Consider the following 20,294-nt stretch of genomic DNA (forward strand, 5'->3'; position numbering starts at 1 on the left):
TTGCAATATAAAAATAATAATTATTTACTCCGTTCATAAAAAGCATCAATTGGTATAGCTAAGCCAACTTTTCCGTTTTCATCTGTTCGACGTGTGGCATAGACAACTCCAATAATCTTTCCATCATGATTAATAACAGGACTTCCACTATTCCCACTATAAACAGGCGCTTTCAGCATTAATACGTCACCTTCAATAGAGGATGATGACGTCCAGCCAATAACTTTCCCTTCATTCGCAATGCCGCTAAAGCGTAATGGGTTTCCTATAAAATAAAAATGTTCATTCTCTTCAAAACTAGTTTTCTCAGCTAATTCTAAATGAGGAAAGCCATCTCCCTCAACATCAAGAACAGCTAAATCAATATCAGGATATGTATGTTCAACCTCAGCAGAATATGGACCTTCTCCATCAAAATAAATCCATAGTCTTTCACGGTCATCAATGACATGATAATTGGTTAAAATGTGACCTTCTTCAGAAAATGAAAAACCTGTACCTTTACCTCCACCAGTATCAACTAATACAACTGACTTTTTATATTCCTTCACATCATCATTGAGCATAAGTTGAGCAGATGTTTTAACAAAATCAATCGCTGCTAATGAAAATAAGTTTGGAAGAGCAGCCCAAATGTTTATAAGCATAAACAAGGCAATAAGCCAAAATACCCATTTAGGAAACGGGCGTTTTGGCTTATACTCACTTGTTTGTTTTTTTTCTCTTATTTCTTGTTTCTTTTCCTGCAAAATCTCATACATTTCTTCTTCATCTATATCTTCGTACAAATCTTCATCAATTACATCAGGACGCTTCTCATCCGTCATTTTCTTCACCCTCAACTCAAGAGACATTAACTTTGTTACGACCAAGCTGCATTTCATACATCTTAAAATATTCTCCACGGTCTTTCAAGAGACTTTCGTGGGTGCCCTTTTCTATCATTTTACCATGTTTTAAGACGAAAATTTGATCAGCTTGTTGAATTGTTGATAAACGGTGTGCAATGACAAGAGTAGTTCGCCCTTGTTTTAATACTTGTAAAGCTTCTTGAATCATGCCTTCAGTTTCTGTATCAATATTAGCTGTTGCTTCATCTAAGATTAGAATTGCCGGGTCAAAAGCTAATGCACGAGCAAAGGATAATAACTGCCTTTGACCAGTTGAGAACTCATTTCCTTTTTCCTTAACCGGCTCATCATATTGATTTGGCAGCTTTTCAATAAACTTATCCGCTCCTACTGCTTTAAGAGCTTTAATCGCTTGTTCACAACTTATTGCAGGGTCGTTCATCGTGATATTCGAAATAATTGTTCCTGTAAAAATAAATGGATCTTGAAGAACAATACCGATATGCTGTCTGACCTGCTGTTTTGAAGCACTTTTAGTGTTCACTCCGTCAATTAAAATGCGTCCATGTGAAGGGTCATAAAAGCGGAACAATAGATTCATGATTGTACTCTTTCCAGACCCGGTATGACCAACGAAAGCAGCAGTCTCACCAGGATTAACTTTAAAATTAATATGATTTAATACATAATCGTCATTCTCATAAGCAAACGAGACATCATCAAACATAACTTCACCATGATAGCGCTTAGTTGCTTCATGATTCACTTCTTCTCCGAGTTCATCCATGAGTTCGAACACACGACTACCAGACACTCGCGATTGCTCCAACTGAGCCAATTGACTAACTATCTCATCAACAGGTTGGAACAAACGAGTAAGTAAATCAACTAGTGCGTAAAGTAAACCTGCTGAAGCTAATGTCGTGCCATCTAAAGCAGCTCCACCAAAGTATAAAATAAAAATCACAAGACCTACATTTCTAAATACATCTACTAAGTTAAATGAAGTCCATGCCGTAAATGTATTCATTCTCGTTTGGTAATCACGGTGCTTCTCATTTAATTCTTCAAACTCATTCGTCATCCGATCAGTCTGATCATAGGCTTGAATAATCGACATACCTTGAATTGATTCATTAATATTTGCATTAATATTACTGTTGGTTTCTCGAATGACCTTATTATATTTACCACCGACTCTTTTATAGGTTCTCATCCAAATAAACATAATTGGAAGTAACACTAAACAGATGGCTGCTAATTTCGGATCCAGAATAAATAAGGCAATGAATATACCTAATAAATAGATTGCTCCTGATGCAAATACCTCTAAAACCTTAACATACAACTCACGAATCGCTTCAGTATCATTCGTCACTCTGGCAACGATTTTACCTGCAGGCTGATCAACAAAATATTTAATCGGCAAGCTTTGAATGTGTCCGAACACATCTCGTCGCATACGTTGAATGATGCGATTTGAAGCAAATTGTAATAAATACGTTTTGTAATATAGGAAGAATGAAGCGATTAAGATTAGCCCCATATATAAACCTAATAACCACATAATTGAGCTGACTTCATCTTCAAAGAAAACATAGACCTCGCTTACCGATAATTTCTCACCAGTGACCTCATAGGTTTCTTCTTGATATTGCAAGGTCAGATTATTACCAGACTCATTTTCTAAAGAAGCATTAAGTGGCACTTCACTTTCAATTAAATAAAAGGACAAACCATTTTGGTAAAGAGTAACTTTTTCATTCGAAGGATGATCAGTTCGATCTATTCGCTCATAATTCTGACCTTCAAAATTAATGCCTTCCGAGTCATCTGTAACCACATAATGATTAGCCACACCAACAATATGCTGGTCTATTAATTGTTTCGCAATAAATGGTCCAGATAACTCTAAAGCCACTGATACCATTAAACATAATAAACCAATAAATATCGTTTTCTTAAATATCCAAGCGTACTGAAATAACCGCTTTTCTGTTGATTTTTTCTTCATATTATTCCCCTCCTTCCATCTGTTGGATCATGTATTGACTGTAATACCAGCCACGTCGTCTCATTAATTCTTCATGTGTACCGTGTTCCACAATCTGACCATCTTCTAATACAATGATTTGGTCAGCATGTTTAACAGCTGATAAACGATGCGCGGCAATGAAAGTTGTTTTATTTGAACGTTCTCGCTTCAAGTGTTCAATAATCTTGGATTCTGTCTTTCCATCTACTGCAGATAAAGAATCATCCAGAATTAATATTTCAGGATTTTTAATTAAAGCTCTTGCCAATGATACACGCTGCTTTTGACCTCCCGATAAGGTCACACCACTTTCTCCAACAAGCGTATCGAGTCCATTAGGCAAATTATCGATGTCTTCCTTTAACGATGCTGTTTCTAGAATTCTATAGATTTCTTCATCTTGAGCATCTATATTTCCAAATAATATATTCTCTCTTACTGTTTTAGAAAATAGGATATGATCCTGTGGAACATGCCCAATCCAGCTTCTCGTTTGTTCTAATGTAAGATCTTGAATTGGGATTCCATCGATCAACAATTGACCCTGGTCAGCAGGTGCGTATTCACGTAATAACTGCCTAAACAAAGTGGTCTTTCCTGCACCGGTCATTCCCACTACACCAATTGTTTCACCTCTTGTAACTTCAAGGTTAATTTCTTTTAAATCGTATAGATCTACAACGGGATATTTGAATGACAATTGGTCAAATTGAACCTTCGAAGGTAATTCAAGTTGTTTCGGTGTTTTTGGATTCTTTACATCGGGTTGATGAGACAAAATTTCATCAATACGATCAAGTGAGGCATTCCCACGCTGCATGACATTGATTAGTTCACCAACCGCAAACATCGGCCAAATTAACATCCCTAGATAAACGTTAAAAGTAACCAATTTACCAATTGTAATATCTCCTCGAATGACGAGGTATGATCCATAACCTAAACCTATCGTATACGCCAAGCCGACGAGTACTTTAATCGTAGGTTCAAATAATGCATCCAATTTAGCAACATCAATATTTTTCTGAAAAACTTCCTCCGTTTTATTAGCGAAACGCTTTTCATCTTGTTTCTCCTGAACAAATGCACGGATAACCCTTACACCTTGAATCGACTCAAGGGTATCGTTGTTCAATTCACTGAATGATGACTGAGCCTTCATGAACCGTTCGTGGATTGCACGGCCATATTTCTGCATGATGAACGCCATAACTGGTAAAGGAATTAAAGCAGCTAGTGTCAACTTCCAATCGATTGTCACGAACATAATGCCAACAATGAAAGTCATGAATACCGTTGAATCAACTAGCGTTAAAATCCCAAATCCTGCCGTCATCATGATGGCTTTTAAGTCATTTGTCGCTCTAGCCATTAAGTCACCTGTACGGTAACGCCCAAAAAATGACGGGGTCATTTTCATAAAATGATCCATCAGTTTTGATCGCATTTTTCTTTCTAAAAGAATCGCTCTTCCAAAAAGGGTGTAATCCCAAAAGAAAGAGATCAGATAACTTGCAATAATTAGTCCAATGAACAGGGCTAAATAGTTTGTAAATTTTTCTGCCGTTAAAGTATTCGCCTGAATGGCGTCAATCACTTTACCTAAAATGGTCGGTGGAATAACTACTAAAATATTTACAATAATTAATGCTGTGATGGCCAGGGTGTATCGCACCCATTGCTCTTTAAAATACCATGATAATTTTCTAAAAACGCTAATCATTTAAATTCCCCCTTCTCGTTGTCTTTGTGGAATAAGCTAACCGTCATCTAGCCGATCCCTCTCATCAAATAAATGAAATTCGATGTTTACTTTTTTGCGGATTCCATTTTTGAAATATTCGAATGAAATCTTAAACATAATACTCCAACTCCTTTTTTAGTCTTGGCTCTGTTGAAAAGTTAATGAACATTAAGTGCTTTTTAGAAATAGCACTGAGTTGTTGTATGGTGATGAGCGAAGGTGGCGACTCCTGCGGGAGCAGCACGAGTCTCGAGACCCCGCTTTGATGCGCCTGCGATTACTCGGCGCAAGGCAGCAATGAAGCTATTTCAATGTAGTAGCCTGGCTCGAGCCGTGCCCGCGGAAAGCGTCCACCGGAAGCGATTCACCATAACAACAACGGACTTCAACAGAACATAGAATTTATATATAAAAAGCACATTTGACCGGGGCCAAATGTGCTTAATAACATAAAAAACGCCACGATCATTAATATAATCGTGGCGATACTATACCTGTTTAACAATAAATTTAAAGATACTAAGACATTATAAATATAAGTCTCTACAGGTAACTTTCGGTACGGCCACGAGATTTAAATTATTCATGATTAATTGTTGCTTTGCTTGTCGTACTAATTTTAAGTTTTTCATCTTTCGTGACCTCCTTTACCTATATTTTCTAATTACTTAAAAGATTATATACTCTAATTTTTTAAAAAGCAACACTATTTTCAAAATTAATTAAATTAAATTAAAAAATCAATAAAAGCCTAATGAAATGATAACAAAAATAATTAAAGCAATAAGGGAAATGAAAAATATAGATACAAGCCTTGAAGCGCTAATCATCGACTCATCTTTCCACTTAACTGGTCTGACTCCGCTAATAAAGAAAATTATAACGGCACTTAAAACAATACATGTTATGTTTGTCATGACTAATAGTGATGAACCAAATGTGTCATCCCATAAGCCCTGACCAATTGACATTCCAAATGTAATGACTGGTGGTAGTAGGGCAACAGCCACCATTACCCCAACAAGGTTACTCGATAACCTGTTCAATATAGACATTGCTCCTGCTGCTCCTGCTGCCAACGCAAGAAAAAAATCTGCTAAAGTCACTTCTGTACGTGAATTGTACTGAGAGGATTCTGTTATATTAAAAACAAAATAACCAAAAAATGCTGAAATCCCGACAATAATAAATACGCCCAGGAACAGAGTAAAAGCCGCTTTGCCCAAATGGGATAAATCGCCTAATACTGTCGCAAAGCCCATAGATATAGCAGGACCAATTAAAGGGGCAATCGCCATCGCCCCTATGACAACCGCTGTATCATCCTTCATAAATCCAGCTGTTGCAACAATAGCTGAGAATATGACAAGCAATGTGTAATTTAACGTTAACTTGCTTTTCTCTTCAATTGTATGCTTAAGCTCCTGGCGACTTGCACGTAAAAATTTCTGTTTATCTTCATCCTGCTCTTTCTGTTCCTCTTCCTTTTTCTCATCTTTCTCTTCTTCTTTTTCTATCGATTGGTGTGAAAAATAAGTATGAACAGGAAATAGTATCGTTTCAAAACCTTCTGATGATCGAGAAACTGTTTCCAAGTAATTCAGTACATCTTCAACATAGTCCGAAGATATAATCATCCTAATTAATATCCGCTCATCTTGAGACTCTTCTTCCTTCCACGTTCCTTCACGGGAAAAACTTCGTAGTTTTTCAACGACAAAATGATAATTGTTCTTTGGAACGTATACTTCGACTAATTGTAAACCCATAGTGTTTCACCCACTAAAACAATTTGTTTAAACGTTAGTATTTACATATTTTCAATTAACAATCACATACTATGACTAAATATTTTTGAGGAGATTATTATGAAAAGAAAAGCAAAAAAGACATCCAAAAGCAGCTATTTTCCATGCACACTTGAACAACTAGAAAAAGATTTAAAAGATGGCTTTTTTAATTCAACTCCTGACTTTTCTAAAAAGACGATTGAACAAAATGGCCAGCGCATTGGTGTATTCTTCATTCACTACATGGTGGAGAAGGATCAAATTTATAAATTTGTACTAGATAAAATTCAGTCTGAAAATATTCAATGGGACACTAAACTACTGGATAATGAAATTCCGATTAATAACGCAAAATTCAGAACTGAATGTGAGGAAATTGGTAAAGATATTTTAAGGGGATCAGTGTGTATTTACGTTGAGGGTGATTCAGATTGTATTACATACGGTTTTCCAAATATCCTTGAACGTACTCCTTCAAAAGCTGAGACCGAGTCTTTAGTTTTCGGACCAAAGATTGCTTTTACAGAGTCCTTAAGAAGCAACATGAATATCATTCATTGGCGAATGGATAACTCATCTCTTACTTCAGAAAAATTTATTATTGGTAATGAGATTCCTACAGAAGTTCGTTTAGTTTATCTAAAAGATTTAGCCAATGAAGAAAATGTTAATGAAATGAGGAAAAGGTTAAAAAACCTAGAAACTGATGATGTATTAGAGAGTTCGGTGTTAACGCAATATATAGAAGATAATTCTTATTCTATTTTTCCTCAAATGTATGTCACAGAACTGCCAGATCGATTATGTTACGAGCTGAAAGAAGGAAAACTTAGTGTTTTAGTAGATAAAAGTCCAAGTGCAGTTATTGCACCAATTAACTTCTTTAGTTTTTTTGAGTCAACCGAGGATTTATATACAAGGTGGAACATGGGATCCTTTATTCGATTAATGCGTTTAGTAGCCATGTTCTTATCAGTTACATTAACACCATTATATGTAGCTGCATTAACCTTTCATTATGAGATTGTTCCTACTGCACTCCTTGTGTCATTAGGACATTCAAGATCTCGAGTACCGTTTCCACCTCTACTCGAAGCTCTTATCCTAGAGTTTTTAATCGAGCTTATTCGTGAGGCTGGAGCCAGACTGCCAACAAAAGTTGGTCAGACAATGGGTATCGTTGGTGGTATTGTAATCGGACAAGCAATTGTTCAAGCCGGTTTTACAAGTAATATTCTAATTATCATCGTTGCATTAAGTGCCTTAGCATCTTTTACAGTTCCAAGTTATTTAATGGGCTCAGCAATTCGTATCTTACGCTTTCCGTTGATTATTATGGCGGGTTTATGGGGCTTTTTAGGAATTTTCTTTAGTTTCTCTTTTCTTATCATTCATGTTCTAAAACAAAAGTCACTTAAACGTCCTTATTTCGCACCAATTTACCCATTTAGACCAAAGGATTTAGATAATTCGATTGTACGTATACCTTTTCTAAAAAGTAATTATAGAGCATATTCTAACATGGCTAAAAAGACTAAAAGATTTAATGAACCTCCAAATACTAAAAAGAAAGACATAGAAGAATAGAGGCAAGTAATTATGAAAAGTCTTTCTGTACCAAAAGATAACCAAATAAAAGCAGCTTATTTAATTATTGCCATTCATACTGTACAAGTCGGAGTCGGTATAGCTGGGTACCCTCGTTTAGTTTTTATGGATGCCAAACAGGACAGTTGGATTTCTATTATTATAACGGGATTGATCCTAAGTTTGGTTATTGCTTGTATGGTATTCATATTAAATACTTATAAAAACCAAGATCTGGCTGGGATTCTTTGTACTGCATTTGGAAATATCATAGGGAAATTTTTTAGTATGATTTTTGTAGTATATTTTCTAGTTTTATTTTTAAGTGTAATTATCAACTACGTTGAATTTGTACAAGTATTTATCTTTCCAAAAATGGCTTCTTGGTTTATAGGGCTTCTACTATTAATTTTGGTTTGGTATGCAGTATATGGTGGGATAAGAGTGGCAGTAGGTGCAAGTATTGTTTTCTTTTTATCAAGTATTTGGATGGTTGGTTTATTAAGTAAACCCATTTCATTAATTGAAGTGAGGAATTATCTTCCTATTTTTTCTACACCTTGGAAAGATGTATTAAAAGGAGTGTTGATTTCTTCCTATACATTTCTTGGGTTTGAACTTTTATGGGTTATCTATCCTTTTATTTATGACAAGAAAAATGTCGCTAAATATAGTCAATTTTCGATATTAATTACAGTTGTAATGTACTTATTTATTACTATGGTTGCCATTGGTTATTTTAGTCCCAAACAATTAGAACAAAAAGTATGGCCACTATTAACCATGTTCAAAGTGATTTCTTTCCCTATGTTTGAGCGATTTGATATTTTAGCAGTCGCTCTTTGGATTATTGTAATTCTACCTAATTTAATTTTGCTTGCATGGATGTTTTCTTTTACGTGTAAACGTGCTCATGGATGGAAACAAAAGCATTGCTTAGTTGGTCTAGTCATATTTTCATTAGGATTTATCGCAATATTTGACGACCGAGAGTTGATTAATAAATTCACAGATTATACTGGTCAAATTGGTCTAGTATTAGGCTGGGCGTTTCCTTTTATACTTCTTCCATTTGCCATAAAACATCGAATGAAAGGGAAGAAAAAAAATGCAAAAAATTAAACAACTTATGTTAGTTTCTATCTCTTGCCTGTTTTTCTTAACAGGTTGTTTGGAATCTAACATTTTAGAGGAATTAGGAATCGTTACCATATATGGATTCGATAAAGCTGAAAAAGAAAACACGCTACGAGCTACTACCGTGTTATTTCAATTTAACCCTGATATTACAGATGCATCACAAATTATCACGAGTGAAGGGCATACGTTTCGTGAACTAAGAAATAACGCTAACAAAAAATCTGGATATAAAATTGTCTCCGGTCAGCTAAGAACGGTATTATTTGGACCTGAATTATCTAAAGAAGGAATTTTTCCATATCTAGATACGTTAGAACGCGATGCTTCTATATCTGATATGGTTTTCGTTGCAATGTCAACTCAACCAACTGAAGAAGTGTTAACCGCTTCAAATTATGAACAATCCCCTAATATTGGAACTTATATTCAACGTTTAATTGATACAGCAGTCAGAGATGAACGTTTAATTAGTAACACTCTTCATGAGTTTACTCGCAAATTCTTCGAGGTCGGACATGACCCACTAGTCCCAATTATTAATAATTATCAGGATAAAGCACAAATTTCCGGATTAGCAGTTTTTCAAAATGATAAACATGTTGGAGAAATAAGTCTTGAAGAAACATTCTATGTCAGACTTATCTCAGATAAATTCAATTCTGGACAAGTAGAGATGAAGTTACCTTTAAAAGTGCTTCAAAACTACCTAGAAGAATACGAGAAAGTTACTACTGATGTGGTATATGTCGTCCTTGATCAAATCAATAATAGAGCAGATGTTGAATTGAGTAATCCAGAAGGGTTACAGTTTCGGGTGAAACTTGATATCGAAGGACGCATTGTGGAGTTGTCAGAACGTATTGATTTATCTAATAAAAAAGCGTTAGAGGCTATTGAAAAAGAAATTAATAATGAGGTGGTGGAGAATTTACAAGCTCTAATTCAAAAATCTAAAGAGCTTAACGCTGATTTTTTTGGTTTCGGTAAAACTTATGTTGCTACAAAACACGGAAAAAAAATTACTGAAGAGCAATGGCGTGATATGTATAAAGATATTCAGGTTGAAATTGATGTTAAATCAAGAATAAGAAGCTACGGTATCGTAGAATAAATTATAAAAAGCTCAAAAGAATTCCACACTCTTTTGAGCTTTTTTTTACTTTCGCTCTGATTGTTTAATGAGCTTAACGACCTGACTCTTTACTTCTTCTGATTGATATGAATTCATACGATTTTTCAATACATCTCGATTCTTATACAATATATTGATTTTAGAAATTAATTGCTCACGAGTTAGTTCCTCTTCTTCTAGCACTTCAGCATAGCCTTGCTTTTTAAATGAATTCGCATTCAAAATCTGATCGCCTCGACTAGATTGCTTCGATAAAGGAATGAGTAGCATCGGTATGTTTAAAGCTAAAAATTCAAATATAGCGTTTGACCCCGCACGAGATACGACCACATCTGTAATAGCAAATAAATCTTTTAATTCATCAGAAACATATTCGTATTGAACATAGCCATCCTGTACTTTTGATTCTTCTAATTTTCCTTTCCCACATAAGTGAATCACTTGGTAGTCTTTTAATAAAACAGGTAGTGAATTTCGTACAGCATCATTGATTTTCTGTGCTCCTGCACTGCCACCCATCACTAAGATTATAGGCTTATCTTTCTGCAATCCAGTAAATTGATAGGCACGCTCTTTATCCCCTTTAAACAATTCTTCACGAATGATCGCTCCTATATGTTTCGCTTTATCTGAAGGTAAATGCTGAATTGTCTCCTGAAAAGTCGTCAGGACATGTCGACTGAACTTAGTCGCAATTTTATTTGCTAGCCCTGGCGTAAAATCTGACTCATGAATGATCGAAGGGATGCCTACCATTTTAGATGCCATTACAACTGGAACAGAAACAAATCCACCTTTTGAAAATACAATAGAAGGTTTAAGTTTTTTCAAGAGTTGTCTAGCTTGAAAGATTCCTTTTAGTACTTTAAAAGGGTCTTTAAGGTTATCTTTTGATAAGTAACGCCTTAATTTACCTGTTGTAATTCCATGATAAGTGACACCATCTATGTCACTAACTAATTCTTTTTCTATACCGTTATATGAACCGATGTAGTGTACCTCATAGCCTTCTTTTATAAATTGAGGCATAAGAGCAAGGTTTACAACAACATGTCCTGCAGTCCCTCCACCGGTAAAGACGATTGTTTTTTTACTCATGCACCGTCTCCCTTTCTATTATTCTCAAGATATTCAATCATATTGACATATTAGCAAAAGTCGTACGATTTGGATAGGAAAGGCAAAGATTATTTTGCAGTTCTATCACCTCATTCCCTCTACTCATCGCATAAAATCATTTAATTCACAGATACTAAATAAACAAACATTACCAAATTTTCAAAGGAATAAATCATACCTAGGCTTTGAATGAAGGAGAGTAGACATATAAATGAGTTACTATCGATCCAGGTCAAAGAGAAGTAAAAGAACAAAGGAAAAATCTCATCCTTCAATTGAACAGACTACTAAAGTAGAAAAAGTATCAATGGCTTTGGATAAAAACCTTTCTGCTATCAAAACAAACCTTGGTGATAGTAACGACGTAGTGGTTAGACGATTTAATATAAATAAAGATACTAAAGCAGCACTCGTCTATATTGATGGCTTAGCTGATCGCATATCATTACAAGATTTTATTTTGAAAGTATCTATGTCTAACTCTAACAGGACAGATCAAGATATAGAAAATAACTCCGTTTCTAAAAAAAGCATTAATTATTTAAAAGAACAAGCTACTTCAATAGGTGAAGTTAAAGATGTGACAAATTTTAAAGACACCTTAGGCGCAATATTATCTGGTGATACAGCTGTCTTAATAGAAAGCTATGATTCAGCCATTATTGCCTCGACAAGAGGGTGGGAGAAAAGAGATGTGTCCGAGCCTACCACTCAAAACGTCATCAGAGGCCCGAAAGAAGCATTCACTGAGAATCTCAGAACAAATACGTCTCTAATTCGTAGAAAAATCAAGGATCCTGATATAAGAATTGAATCTAAAACAATAGGAAAACATACGAATACAGATATTGCAATTGTTTATATTGATTCTATTTCTAATAAAAAAGTTCTTGATGAGGTACGCAAAAGAATTGATCAGATTGATATAGATGGCATACTCGAAAGTGCCTACATCGAGGAAATGATTGAGGATAGTAACAGTTCTCCTTTCCCGACGATCATTAACAGTGAACGTCCTGATGTCGTTTCAGCTGCATTATTAGAAGGGCGAGTTGCAATAATCATCGATGGAACACCATTTGTGTTGATTGTTCCAGCTTTATTTATTCACTTTTTCCAATCACCTGAAGATTATTATGAACGTTCGTTCTACGGAATCATAAGAGTGTTACGCTACTTAGCCTTCTTCTCTGCTTTACTCGTTCCTTCTCTTTATATAGCTGTGACAACGTTTCATCAAGAAATGATTCCTACCACTCTTCTAATTGATTTAGCTGCTCAACGGGAAGGTATTCCCTTTCCAGCGTATGTAGAAGCATTAATTATGGAGGTTACATTTGAAATTTTAAGAGAAGCCGGAATCCGTATGCCCAGAGCTATTGGTCAAGCGGTATCCATTGTAGGAGCGCTTGTACTTGGACAAGCTGCTGTTGAGGCTGGTTTAGTATCTCCAACGATGGTTATTGTTGTTTCAATTACTGCTATTTCAAGCTTTGTTTTTCCAGCTTATGATATGGCGATTTCCGTAAGAATATTACGATTTGGTTTTATGACCTTAGCTGCTACATTCGGCTTGTTTGGAATTTCGATTGGACTATTTTTGATGTTATTACATTTGTGTAGTTTAAGGTCATTTGGAATTCCATATATGTCACCATTTGGCCCTGTTAACTTTACAGACCAAAAAGATGCTGTTTTCAGATTCCCAAGAAAACTATTATCAACCAGACCTAGACTAATTAATCAAACGAATACTAAAAGGCAAAATAACTATCGCAAAAAATATGGCAGAGAGAATTCATAAGAGTTGTAAAGGAGAACTAAAATAATGAAACAACTCACCAAGTTTATCGTTCTATTTTTAATCATCATTCCTATATTGAGCGGCTGTTGGAACAGCAGAGAATTAGATGATCTTTCCATATCTAATGCTATTGGAGTCGATAAAATAAATGGAGAATATATGTTTACTACTCAAATTATTAACCCTAGTGAACTTTCGAAAAACGTGGCAGGTAAACGTACAGTAATAACAACTATAGATGAGACAGGTGAAACAATCTTTCAAGCCTGGAGAAAACTAACAACCGAATCTAAATCAAAACTCTATTTTTCCCATGTTCGAGTTTTAGTTATTGGAGAAGAAACTGCAAGAGAAGGGATTTCAGAGATACTAGATGTACTTTTAAGAGACCATGATTTTCGCTCTGATTTCTTATTGGTTGTCGCTAAAGATCACACAGCTAATGACGTTTTATCAGTTTTAACCACCTTAAATGTCATACCAGGTGATAAAATGTTTGAAGCGTTAACCTCATCAAGTGAGCACTACGGTACGACAAGTGAAATCCCTTTAGATAAGTTCATCACTGATCTTATGAGTAAAGGTAAAAATCCAATAACTACTGGCGTTCTTATTACAGGAAAGGTTGAGGAAGGTAGATACACCTCAAAATATGAAGATATCAAACCTGAAGTTACTCTTAAATATGGAACTTTAGGTGCGTTTAAAGAAGATAAGCTAATTGGTTGGATGAATGAAGAACAAAGCAGAGGATATAACTTTGCTGTAGGTAATATTAAGAGCACATTACTGAATACTCCTTGTGTAAATAATGAAGGTGTCATGGGTATAGAAGTCATTAGAACAAAAGCAAAAATGTCAGCACAGAAAAAAATGGTCAAATCCAAGGGAAAATTCATGTGAAAGTTGTTGGGAACATGATGGATTCAGAATGTGAAATACCTCAAAAAACCGATGACCCTAAGATCATTGAAAAGCTACAACAAAATGTAAATAAGACGATTGAGGAAGAAATTAAATCCGCTGTTGAGATTGATCAAAAGTCTTTTAAAGCAGACTTATTCGGCTTCGGCGATGCTTATCACAGAAATAATCCTAAAGATTGGAAAGTAATTCAATCAAAGTGGATGGACATTTACCCTGATATTCCAATAGAGGTTACAGTAGAAACTGAAATTCATAATGCAGGTTCAATAATATTGTCTCCAAAAGCAGAGGTGGAGAACAAATGATCCTTGCGAGCATTATAATTTTTATAGTGATTTTATCCATTTCAATTGAATGGCCATTATTAAAGAACAAGGAGATCTCTCAAACTTTTTCTTATTTTAGTTTGCTTGCATTAGGCATCACACTGACCACCCTCTATGGATTAGATGTAAAATTGCCTAATCCTTTGGATGCCATCACATATCTCTTCAGACCTATCAGTACAGGAATTTTTAACCTGTTTAAATAAAGGGAGTTATTGAGAATGATTAAAGAAGAAAAAATCAACTCAAGACAATTTACGCTTTTAGTCATCATGTTCACTGTCGGTAGCTCCATCATCATTATTCCATCTGCCCTTGTCAATGAATCAAGACAAGATGGTTGGATATCAGCGATTTTAGCGATGATAATCGGTTTATTATTGGTATGGGTTTATACTACGATTGGTAAACGTTATTCCGGAAAAAGTCTTCCGTTAATTATTGAACAAGTCATGGGTAAAAAACTTGGAAAACTTATCATACTATTATATTTTTTCTTCTCATTTACTCTCGCTGCATTAGTCCTTCGAAATTTTGGAGACTTTTTAAATACGAAAATAATGGTTGAAACACCTCTAGAAGCCATTCATATCATGTTTCTTATTCCAATCGTTTATGCGGTTAAGCTGGGGATTGAAACCTATTCGCGGGTTGCTGAAATAACATTTCCTTTTATTTTATTGTTACTATTTTTACTTATGGTACTATCTGTACCACAAATTGAATTGACAAATATACAACCTATATTTGGAGAAGGGATTAAAACGATTACTGGCGGATCTTTAGCAATGATAGGTGTTCCGATATTTGAACTATTTATACTTACTACTTTTTTTTCAACAGTTAATGAACCTAAGAATATTAAACGAAGCTTTTTCATTGGCATATTAATTGGGTGCTCTATATTAATCTTAATTACGCTGTTCACTATCCTTATTCTTGGGGTACACTTAACTGGTTTAAAAATGTTCCCGACATATGTACTAGCCAAAAAAATTAGTATCGCTGACTTCTTGCAACGTGTAGAAATCATTGTTGCAGCGGTCTGGGGAATTACGTTATTTTTTAAATTAGTATTATGTTTTCATGCCTCATTAATTATGTTCGCTAAGGGCTTCAGTATAAAAAACTATCGAATACTTGTCATCCCCATGTCGATTATATTATTCATTTATTCTCTTATCGCTTACCCAAACAGTGCTTACTTTATTGAATTTGCAACAAAAACTTGGCTCTCTTTTGGAATGACTTTTGGGCTAGTTATTCCATTAATCATACTTATAATAAGTTTCATTAAAAAGCCATCAAAAACTAATTAATCATTGTAAATGGGCTCGAGTTTCTCGAGCTCTTTTTGTCGTCTTCTTTTCTATTCTTTTCAGTTAAAATCGAGTATAATGACATATTAGCAAAGTCGTTCATTTTGGATAGGAGAGCGAGAAATTTATGTACGAAACTCAAACTTTAAAAGAAAGATTCTCTTTATTTATAAAAATATTAATTCCTATACTGGTTACTCAAGTTGGCTTATATTTAATGAACTTTTTTGATACGGTAATGGCTGGTCAATCAGGTTCTGAAGACTTAGCAGGAGTTGCGATTGGTTCATCACTTTGGATTCCAATACTAACTGGTGTAATTGGAATTTTGATGGCCGTTCCACCTATTGTCTCTCAATTACTCGGAGCAAATCAAACTGATCGAATCACTCATGTCATACGCCAAGGAATTTACTTGGCTGCTTCGATTGGATTTCTAATCTTTGTTGTTGGTATTTTCAGCTTAAATCCAATATTGAATGCTTTATCACTTGAACCTGAAGTCCAGCACATAGCGAAGTATTATTTACTTAGCCTCGGAATTGGCATGGTTCCATTATTTATTTTTAATTTATTAAGATCTTTTATTGATGCGCTTGGTCAGACAAAAATGTCCATGCTCATTATATTACTGGCTTTACCTATAAATGTGTTGTTTAACTATGTATTCATTTTTGGAAAGTTGGGTGCACCGGAGCTGGGTGGAATTGGAGCAGGTGTAGCCTCTGCCATTACTTATTTTATTTCGGCTATAATCACCATATTTATTATACAGAAAAGGTCACCTTTTGTAGGTTATAAGATTTTTAATAAATGGGAAGCTATAAATCTAAATGCTTGGAAAGAGCAATTAAAAATTGGTGTGCCTATTGGGATTACCATCTTTTTCGAGACTAGCATTTTCGCTGCTATCACTTTATTAATCAGTGTTTATGATACGAATACGATTGCTGCACACCAAGCCGCTATCAACTTTGCAACCTTATTCTATATGGTGCCTTTAGCTATTGCGATGGCTCTAACTATTGCAGTAGGTTTTGAAATTGGAGGTAAACGAGCGGACGCTGCTATCTCATATGCCAAAATTGGTATCAGCTCAGGTATTATAACATCGGCCATAGCAGGTGTAGTCATTTTTATCTTCAGAGGAGAAGTGGCTTTATTATATAGTAGTCAGCCAGAAGTGATTGAACTGATGAAACATTTCTTAATTTATGCGATTTTCTTTCAACTGTCTGATGGAATCGGAACGCCTATTCAAGGTGCACTTCGAGGATATAAAGATGTAAATGTGACTTCCGTTATTGCCTTAGTCTCATTTTGGGTACTAGGTTTACCGACTGGATATATCACAGCAAACTTTACAGAGCTAGGTCCATTTGGATATTGGGTTGGACTGATTACGGGACTTGGATTCGGGGCGGTTGCATTAAGCGTTCGATTAGTTTGGGTGGCTAAAAGAAAGAGATTAACTTAGTTTATCGTGGTGATCTTCTTGAACGTTCTCTCTCAATCGCCTTCTTAACTTCTAGTTCTTTTTGGTTTTCTTCAGAATAAACGTAAGATCTATGCTTCCTCTTTTGTCTTTTCTTATCCCACAACACAATTAACACAATGCCAATTACGAGGAAGATTCCCCACAAGAAAGTTGATAACATCCTTTCCCTCCTTTATTTTTAAGAGCTTGGGTGACCCCAAGCTCTTATTTATTATTTTTTCTTTAAAACTGCCATATATGACATGGCTTGATGTAAAGGAACTTTGGCGTGATATTTCTGTTCATCATAATTCATCGCGCCACCCGGTTCAACATGATCAAGTGCCAGATTTAGTTCTCCAATCAGCAACTTCAAATCCGCAGGAGAGTAACATCTTAAGTATTGCGTCACTTTGTCCTCTTCCCGGCCCTTAATCCACCATGTATCAACCATTTTACATTCTATTGAATCAAAGTCATACTGTCTTGCTAATCCACCCATACTCATGGATTCTCCAGCGACTTTTGCCCAATACCATGGTGTGTATATATCAATTAATGCCAAAGCATCGCTTTTCATCCACTTTGAAACACGTTTCAACAATTTTTGTTGATCAGCATCTGAACCGATACCAAAACCGTCCCAGTAGCAGATGATATCAAACTGTTTATCAAACTCTACTTCGTAAAAGTCACCATGAACAATTGAGACTTGATCTTCTACGCCATGTTTTTCCGCAAGCATTTTGGCGTGTTTAACACCTTCTTCAGTTAATTCAATGGTCGTCACGCCATATCCCCGCTTGGCTGCAGCCACAGCAAATTGTCCTAACCCGCTACCAAGCTCTAAAATTCTTTTAGTCGAGGGTGTTGCATATGTTTCTAATTTGTCTACAAGGTCTTCTCTGAGTTCTTTAAAATCACCCTCGACATTTTCTTTCGACCAAATGTATTGCTTATTATAAAATTCTTTTACCCAATTCATTAGAAAGCCTCCTCTTATTACTAATGTTAAGAAGACTTTTGAATTAGAAATTTAAGATACCCATTTTGTCCTCCCTCTATCATCAATCGCATTCATTTTAAATTAATTTTCAAAAAATTACAAATTGGCATTGAGGTATTGCTCATTTACTAGATTTGTTTGCTCAAATTCAAATAAATTTTAACCAATAACCAACTATTATTTCTCAATAAAAAAATCAGCTGTGATTCATACACAGCTGATTCATTCATTTTATTTAAGGTTCATCACAATTAAGCGTTCCTCAGTCATTTCTTGAATACTATATTTTGGTCCTTCTTTTCCCCAACCACTATCTTTCATACCTCCATAGGGCATGAGATCAACACGGTACTGGGAAGCGTCGTTAATCATTATTCCTCCAACTTCCATTTTACGAGCGGCTTTCATCGCTTTATTGATGTTGTTCGTAAAAATACCACCTTGCAAGCCGTATTTGGATTGATTCACTTCTTTTAAGCATTCATCTAAGTTTTCATAAGGAATTAGAGATAGAATCGGTGCAAAAACTTCTTCACAAACAACCTTCATTTCTTGAGTCACATTGGTCACCACAGTTGGTTCAAATAAGTTGTCTTTACGTGTGCCCCCATGAACAATTTTAGCACCCTTTTCTTTGGCTTCATTTACCCATTCCTCAGCTCTCTTTGCTTCTTCTATCGAAATCATTGGACCGACATCCGTCTCATCATCGAATGGGTCACCCACATTTAAGTCTGCGATGGCTGAAATAAGTTCTTTTTCAAATTCTTCTCTAATCTTTTGATCAACATAAACACGTTGAACAGATATACACACTTGCCCAGCATAGGCATAACTTTTAGCCGCAATGTTTGCAGCAGCTTCTTTGATATCAGTTTCGTGATCAATGATGACAGGCGAGTTGTTTCCTAGTTCCAACACCAGTTTCTTCATACCTGTGTTTTGTTTTATATTCAACCCTACTTCAGCACTTCCTGTAAACGTGAATAATTGAATGCGCTCATCATTAGTTAACCATTTACCAATTTCAGAGCCTTTGCCTGTTACAACATTTAACACACCTTTTGGTAAGCCAGCCTCTTCAAATAGTTCTGCTAACTTTATTGCCGTTGTAGGAGTCGCACTTGCGGGTTTTAGTACAACTGTGTTCCCCGCTGCAATGGCTGGTGCAATTTTGTGTAAAACTAAGTTGAGCGGAAAATTGAATGGACTGATAGCAGCAACAACGCCAACAGGAACACGAATCGTAAACGCCATACGATTCTCACTACCGGGAGCTGCTTCAACAGGCACACCTTCTCCTGTTAAACGTTTGGCTTCTTCAGCGGATAACTGTATCGTATGTACAGCACGTTCCACTTCAGAGCGAGCTTGTTTAATAGGCTTTCCCGCTTCATGTGTAATATTTTGTGCAAACTTTTCTTTGCGGTCTTTTAGCAAGTCAGCTACTTTCATTAAAATTTCATATCGTTCATAAGGTGTAGTTGGTTCTGATTGAAATGCTGCTTCAGCTGCATCAACAGCCATTGTCACTTTACCTTCATCTGCTTTAGAAACTTTAGCATATACATCTTGATTAGTTTTATCTATGACATCCATCATTTCATTAGTTGTTTTCCATTGACCATTGATTAATAAACCATAACTTTTCATACTAACACCCTTTCAACCCTTTTTGTTACAATATTTCCTTTATTGTAAAGGGCTAAACATATGTGGAGTTGTTGAGGCCGAGTATGATTCAAGATTAGACGTACAATTCAAGTTTGGGGATCCAAAGTATTAATTTCCGGACAAGATTTTGTGCTTTCCGGACCTTTAAATGAGTTATCCTTGGTCGAATGTTGTCGAAAAACCTTAAAAACAACAATTTTCCGGACTTTATCGCTCGTTTTCCGGACTTTTAAAATAAAAAAGGTTCTAAGTCAAATGTTGGGGTGAGCGAACGCTCACTCCTAATTTATGCGACTCGAACTGCTACATTTTTATATTGATGGTGTAATAACACCTTTAATCTAAAACGATCAAACCGTTTAA

The 20,294-nt window shown here is 35.5% G+C and carries 16 protein-coding genes; 8 read left to right on the forward strand and 8 right to left on the reverse strand.

Annotation, left to right across the window (positions count from 1 at the left end):
- Positions 1-20: 20 nt before the first annotated feature.
- From E3U55_RS07510 to E3U55_RS07525, 4 genes are all read right to left on the reverse strand, one after another.
- Complete coding sequence (locus E3U55_RS07510; RefSeq protein ID WP_134339818.1) at positions 21-827, reverse strand: S1 family peptidase; 807 nt, start codon at positions 825-827, stop codon at positions 21-23.
- Positions 828-843: 16 nt separating this feature from the next.
- Positions 844-2,865: an ABC transporter ATP-binding protein gene (locus E3U55_RS07515; RefSeq protein ID WP_134339819.1), complete on the reverse strand. Its 2,022-nt coding sequence runs from the start codon at positions 2,863-2,865 to the stop codon at positions 844-846.
- 1 nt (position 2,866) lies between these two features.
- Positions 2,867-4,609 (reverse strand): ABC transporter ATP-binding protein, encoded by a 1,743-nt coding sequence (locus E3U55_RS07520; RefSeq protein ID WP_134339820.1) that lies wholly within the window; start codon positions 4,607-4,609, stop codon positions 2,867-2,869.
- Between the two features lie 761 nt (positions 4,610-5,370).
- The gene (locus tag E3U55_RS07525; RefSeq protein ID WP_134339821.1) at positions 5,371-6,399 is read right to left on the reverse strand and encodes a TIGR00341 family protein; all 1,029 of its coding nucleotides are present in this window, start codon (positions 6,397-6,399) and stop codon (positions 5,371-5,373) included.
- 99 nt (positions 6,400-6,498) lie between these two features.
- Between E3U55_RS07525 and E3U55_RS07530 the strand changes: the two genes are divergently transcribed.
- Genes E3U55_RS07530 through E3U55_RS07540 form a run of 3 tightly spaced genes read left to right on the forward strand, consistent with a single transcriptional unit; the run spans position 6,499 to position 10,258 of the window.
- Complete coding sequence (locus E3U55_RS07530; RefSeq protein WP_134339822.1) at positions 6,499-8,007, forward strand: spore germination protein; 1,509 nt, start codon at positions 6,499-6,501, stop codon at positions 8,005-8,007.
- Positions 8,008-8,019: 12 nt separating this feature from the next.
- Positions 8,020-9,129 (forward strand): GerAB/ArcD/ProY family transporter, encoded by a 1,110-nt coding sequence (locus E3U55_RS07535; RefSeq protein ID WP_134339823.1) that lies wholly within the window; start codon positions 8,020-8,022, stop codon positions 9,127-9,129.
- Entirely contained in the window at positions 9,116-10,258 is a 1,143-nt protein-coding gene (locus tag E3U55_RS07540; RefSeq protein WP_134339824.1) for a Ger(x)C family spore germination protein, read from the forward strand. The genes E3U55_RS07535 and E3U55_RS07540 overlap by 14 nt, the downstream gene beginning before the upstream one ends.
- Positions 10,259-10,303: 45 nt before the next feature.
- Here E3U55_RS07540 and E3U55_RS07545 read toward each other — a convergent pair whose 3' ends face one another.
- Positions 10,304-11,377, reverse strand: a complete 1,074-nt coding sequence (locus tag E3U55_RS07545; protein WP_134339825.1) for an undecaprenyldiphospho-muramoylpentapeptide beta-N-acetylglucosaminyltransferase — start codon at positions 11,375-11,377, stop codon at positions 10,304-10,306.
- A gap of 232 nt (positions 11,378-11,609) precedes the next feature.
- Between E3U55_RS07545 and E3U55_RS07550 the strand changes: the two genes are divergently transcribed.
- From E3U55_RS07550 to E3U55_RS07570, 5 genes are all read left to right on the forward strand, one after another.
- On the forward strand, positions 11,610-13,202 hold the full coding sequence (locus tag E3U55_RS07550; protein WP_134339826.1) for a spore germination protein: 1,593 nt from the start codon (positions 11,610-11,612) through the stop codon (positions 13,200-13,202).
- Between the two features lie 24 nt (positions 13,203-13,226).
- Positions 13,227-14,105 (forward strand): Ger(x)C family spore germination protein, encoded by an 879-nt coding sequence (locus E3U55_RS07555; protein ID WP_134339827.1) that lies wholly within the window; start codon positions 13,227-13,229, stop codon positions 14,103-14,105.
- A complete protein-coding gene (locus E3U55_RS17815; protein ID WP_267195384.1) occupies positions 14,102-14,434 on the forward strand; it encodes a Ger(x)C family spore germination C-terminal domain-containing protein in 333 nt (110 codons plus the stop codon). The genes E3U55_RS07555 and E3U55_RS17815 overlap by 4 nt, the downstream gene beginning before the upstream one ends.
- Before the next feature lie 242 nt (positions 14,435-14,676).
- Positions 14,677-15,774, forward strand: a complete 1,098-nt coding sequence (locus tag E3U55_RS07565; protein WP_134339829.1) for a GerAB/ArcD/ProY family transporter — start codon at positions 14,677-14,679, stop codon at positions 15,772-15,774.
- A 127-nt stretch (positions 15,775-15,901) separates the two neighbouring features.
- Complete coding sequence (locus E3U55_RS07570) at positions 15,902-17,251, forward strand: MATE family efflux transporter (RefSeq protein ID WP_134339830.1); 1,350 nt, start codon at positions 15,902-15,904, stop codon at positions 17,249-17,251.
- Between the two features lies 1 nt (position 17,252).
- Here the strand turns inward: E3U55_RS07570 and E3U55_RS07575 are convergent, their stop codons facing one another.
- The 3 genes from E3U55_RS07575 to E3U55_RS07585 form a co-directional block, all read right to left on the reverse strand.
- The gene (locus tag E3U55_RS07575) at positions 17,253-17,432 is read right to left on the reverse strand and encodes a hypothetical protein (RefSeq protein ID WP_134339831.1); all 180 of its coding nucleotides are present in this window, start codon (positions 17,430-17,432) and stop codon (positions 17,253-17,255) included.
- A 51-nt stretch (positions 17,433-17,483) separates the two neighbouring features.
- A complete protein-coding gene (locus tag E3U55_RS07580) occupies positions 17,484-18,236 on the reverse strand; it encodes an SAM-dependent methyltransferase (RefSeq protein ID WP_134339832.1) in 753 nt (250 codons plus the stop codon).
- A gap of 252 nt (positions 18,237-18,488) precedes the next feature.
- Positions 18,489-19,910 (reverse strand): aldehyde dehydrogenase family protein, encoded by a 1,422-nt coding sequence (locus E3U55_RS07585; RefSeq protein WP_134339833.1) that lies wholly within the window; start codon positions 19,908-19,910, stop codon positions 18,489-18,491.
- Between the last annotated feature and the right edge of the window lie 384 nt (positions 19,911-20,294).

The sequence above is a fragment of the Filobacillus milosensis genome, assembly GCF_004402015.1.
In the GTDB taxonomy this organism is placed as follows: domain Bacteria; phylum Bacillota; class Bacilli; order Bacillales; family Alkalibacillaceae; genus Filobacillus; species Filobacillus milosensis.

Excerpts from the sequence above, each read along its gene's own strand:
- E3U55_RS07535 (WP_134339823.1), top strand. The coding sequence starts at position 8,020 with ATGAAAAGTCTTTCTGTACCAAAAGATAACCAAATAAAAGCAGCTTAT.
- E3U55_RS07570 (WP_134339830.1), top strand. The coding sequence starts at position 15,902 with ATGTACGAAACTCAAACTTTAAAAGAAAGATTCTCTTTATTTATAAAA.
- E3U55_RS07545 (WP_134339825.1), bottom strand. The coding sequence starts at position 11,377 with ATGAGTAAAAAAACAATCGTCTTTACCGGTGGAGGGACTGCAGGACAT.
- E3U55_RS07550 (WP_134339826.1), top strand. The coding sequence starts at position 11,610 with ATGAGTTACTATCGATCCAGGTCAAAGAGAAGTAAAAGAACAAAGGAA.
- E3U55_RS07540 (WP_134339824.1), top strand. The coding sequence starts at position 9,116 with ATGCAAAAAATTAAACAACTTATGTTAGTTTCTATCTCTTGCCTGTTT.
- E3U55_RS07520 (WP_134339820.1), bottom strand. The coding sequence starts at position 4,609 with ATGATTAGCGTTTTTAGAAAATTATCATGGTATTTTAAAGAGCAATGG.
- E3U55_RS07530 (WP_134339822.1), top strand. The coding sequence starts at position 6,499 with ATGAAAAGAAAAGCAAAAAAGACATCCAAAAGCAGCTATTTTCCATGC.
- E3U55_RS07575 (WP_134339831.1), bottom strand. The coding sequence starts at position 17,432 with ATGTTATCAACTTTCTTGTGGGGAATCTTCCTCGTAATTGGCATTGTG.
- E3U55_RS07515 (WP_134339819.1), bottom strand. The coding sequence starts at position 2,865 with ATGAAGAAAAAATCAACAGAAAAGCGGTTATTTCAGTACGCTTGGATA.
- E3U55_RS07525 (WP_134339821.1), bottom strand. The coding sequence starts at position 6,399 with ATGGGTTTACAATTAGTCGAAGTATACGTTCCAAAGAACAATTATCAT.
- E3U55_RS07510 (WP_134339818.1), bottom strand. The coding sequence starts at position 827 with ATGACGGATGAGAAGCGTCCTGATGTAATTGATGAAGATTTGTACGAA.
- E3U55_RS07565 (WP_134339829.1), top strand. The coding sequence starts at position 14,677 with ATGATTAAAGAAGAAAAAATCAACTCAAGACAATTTACGCTTTTAGTC.
- E3U55_RS07585 (WP_134339833.1), bottom strand. The coding sequence starts at position 19,910 with ATGAAAAGTTATGGTTTATTAATCAATGGTCAATGGAAAACAACTAAT.
- E3U55_RS07555 (WP_134339827.1), top strand. The coding sequence starts at position 13,227 with ATGAAACAACTCACCAAGTTTATCGTTCTATTTTTAATCATCATTCCT.
- E3U55_RS07580 (WP_134339832.1), bottom strand. The coding sequence starts at position 18,236 with ATGAATTGGGTAAAAGAATTTTATAATAAGCAATACATTTGGTCGAAA.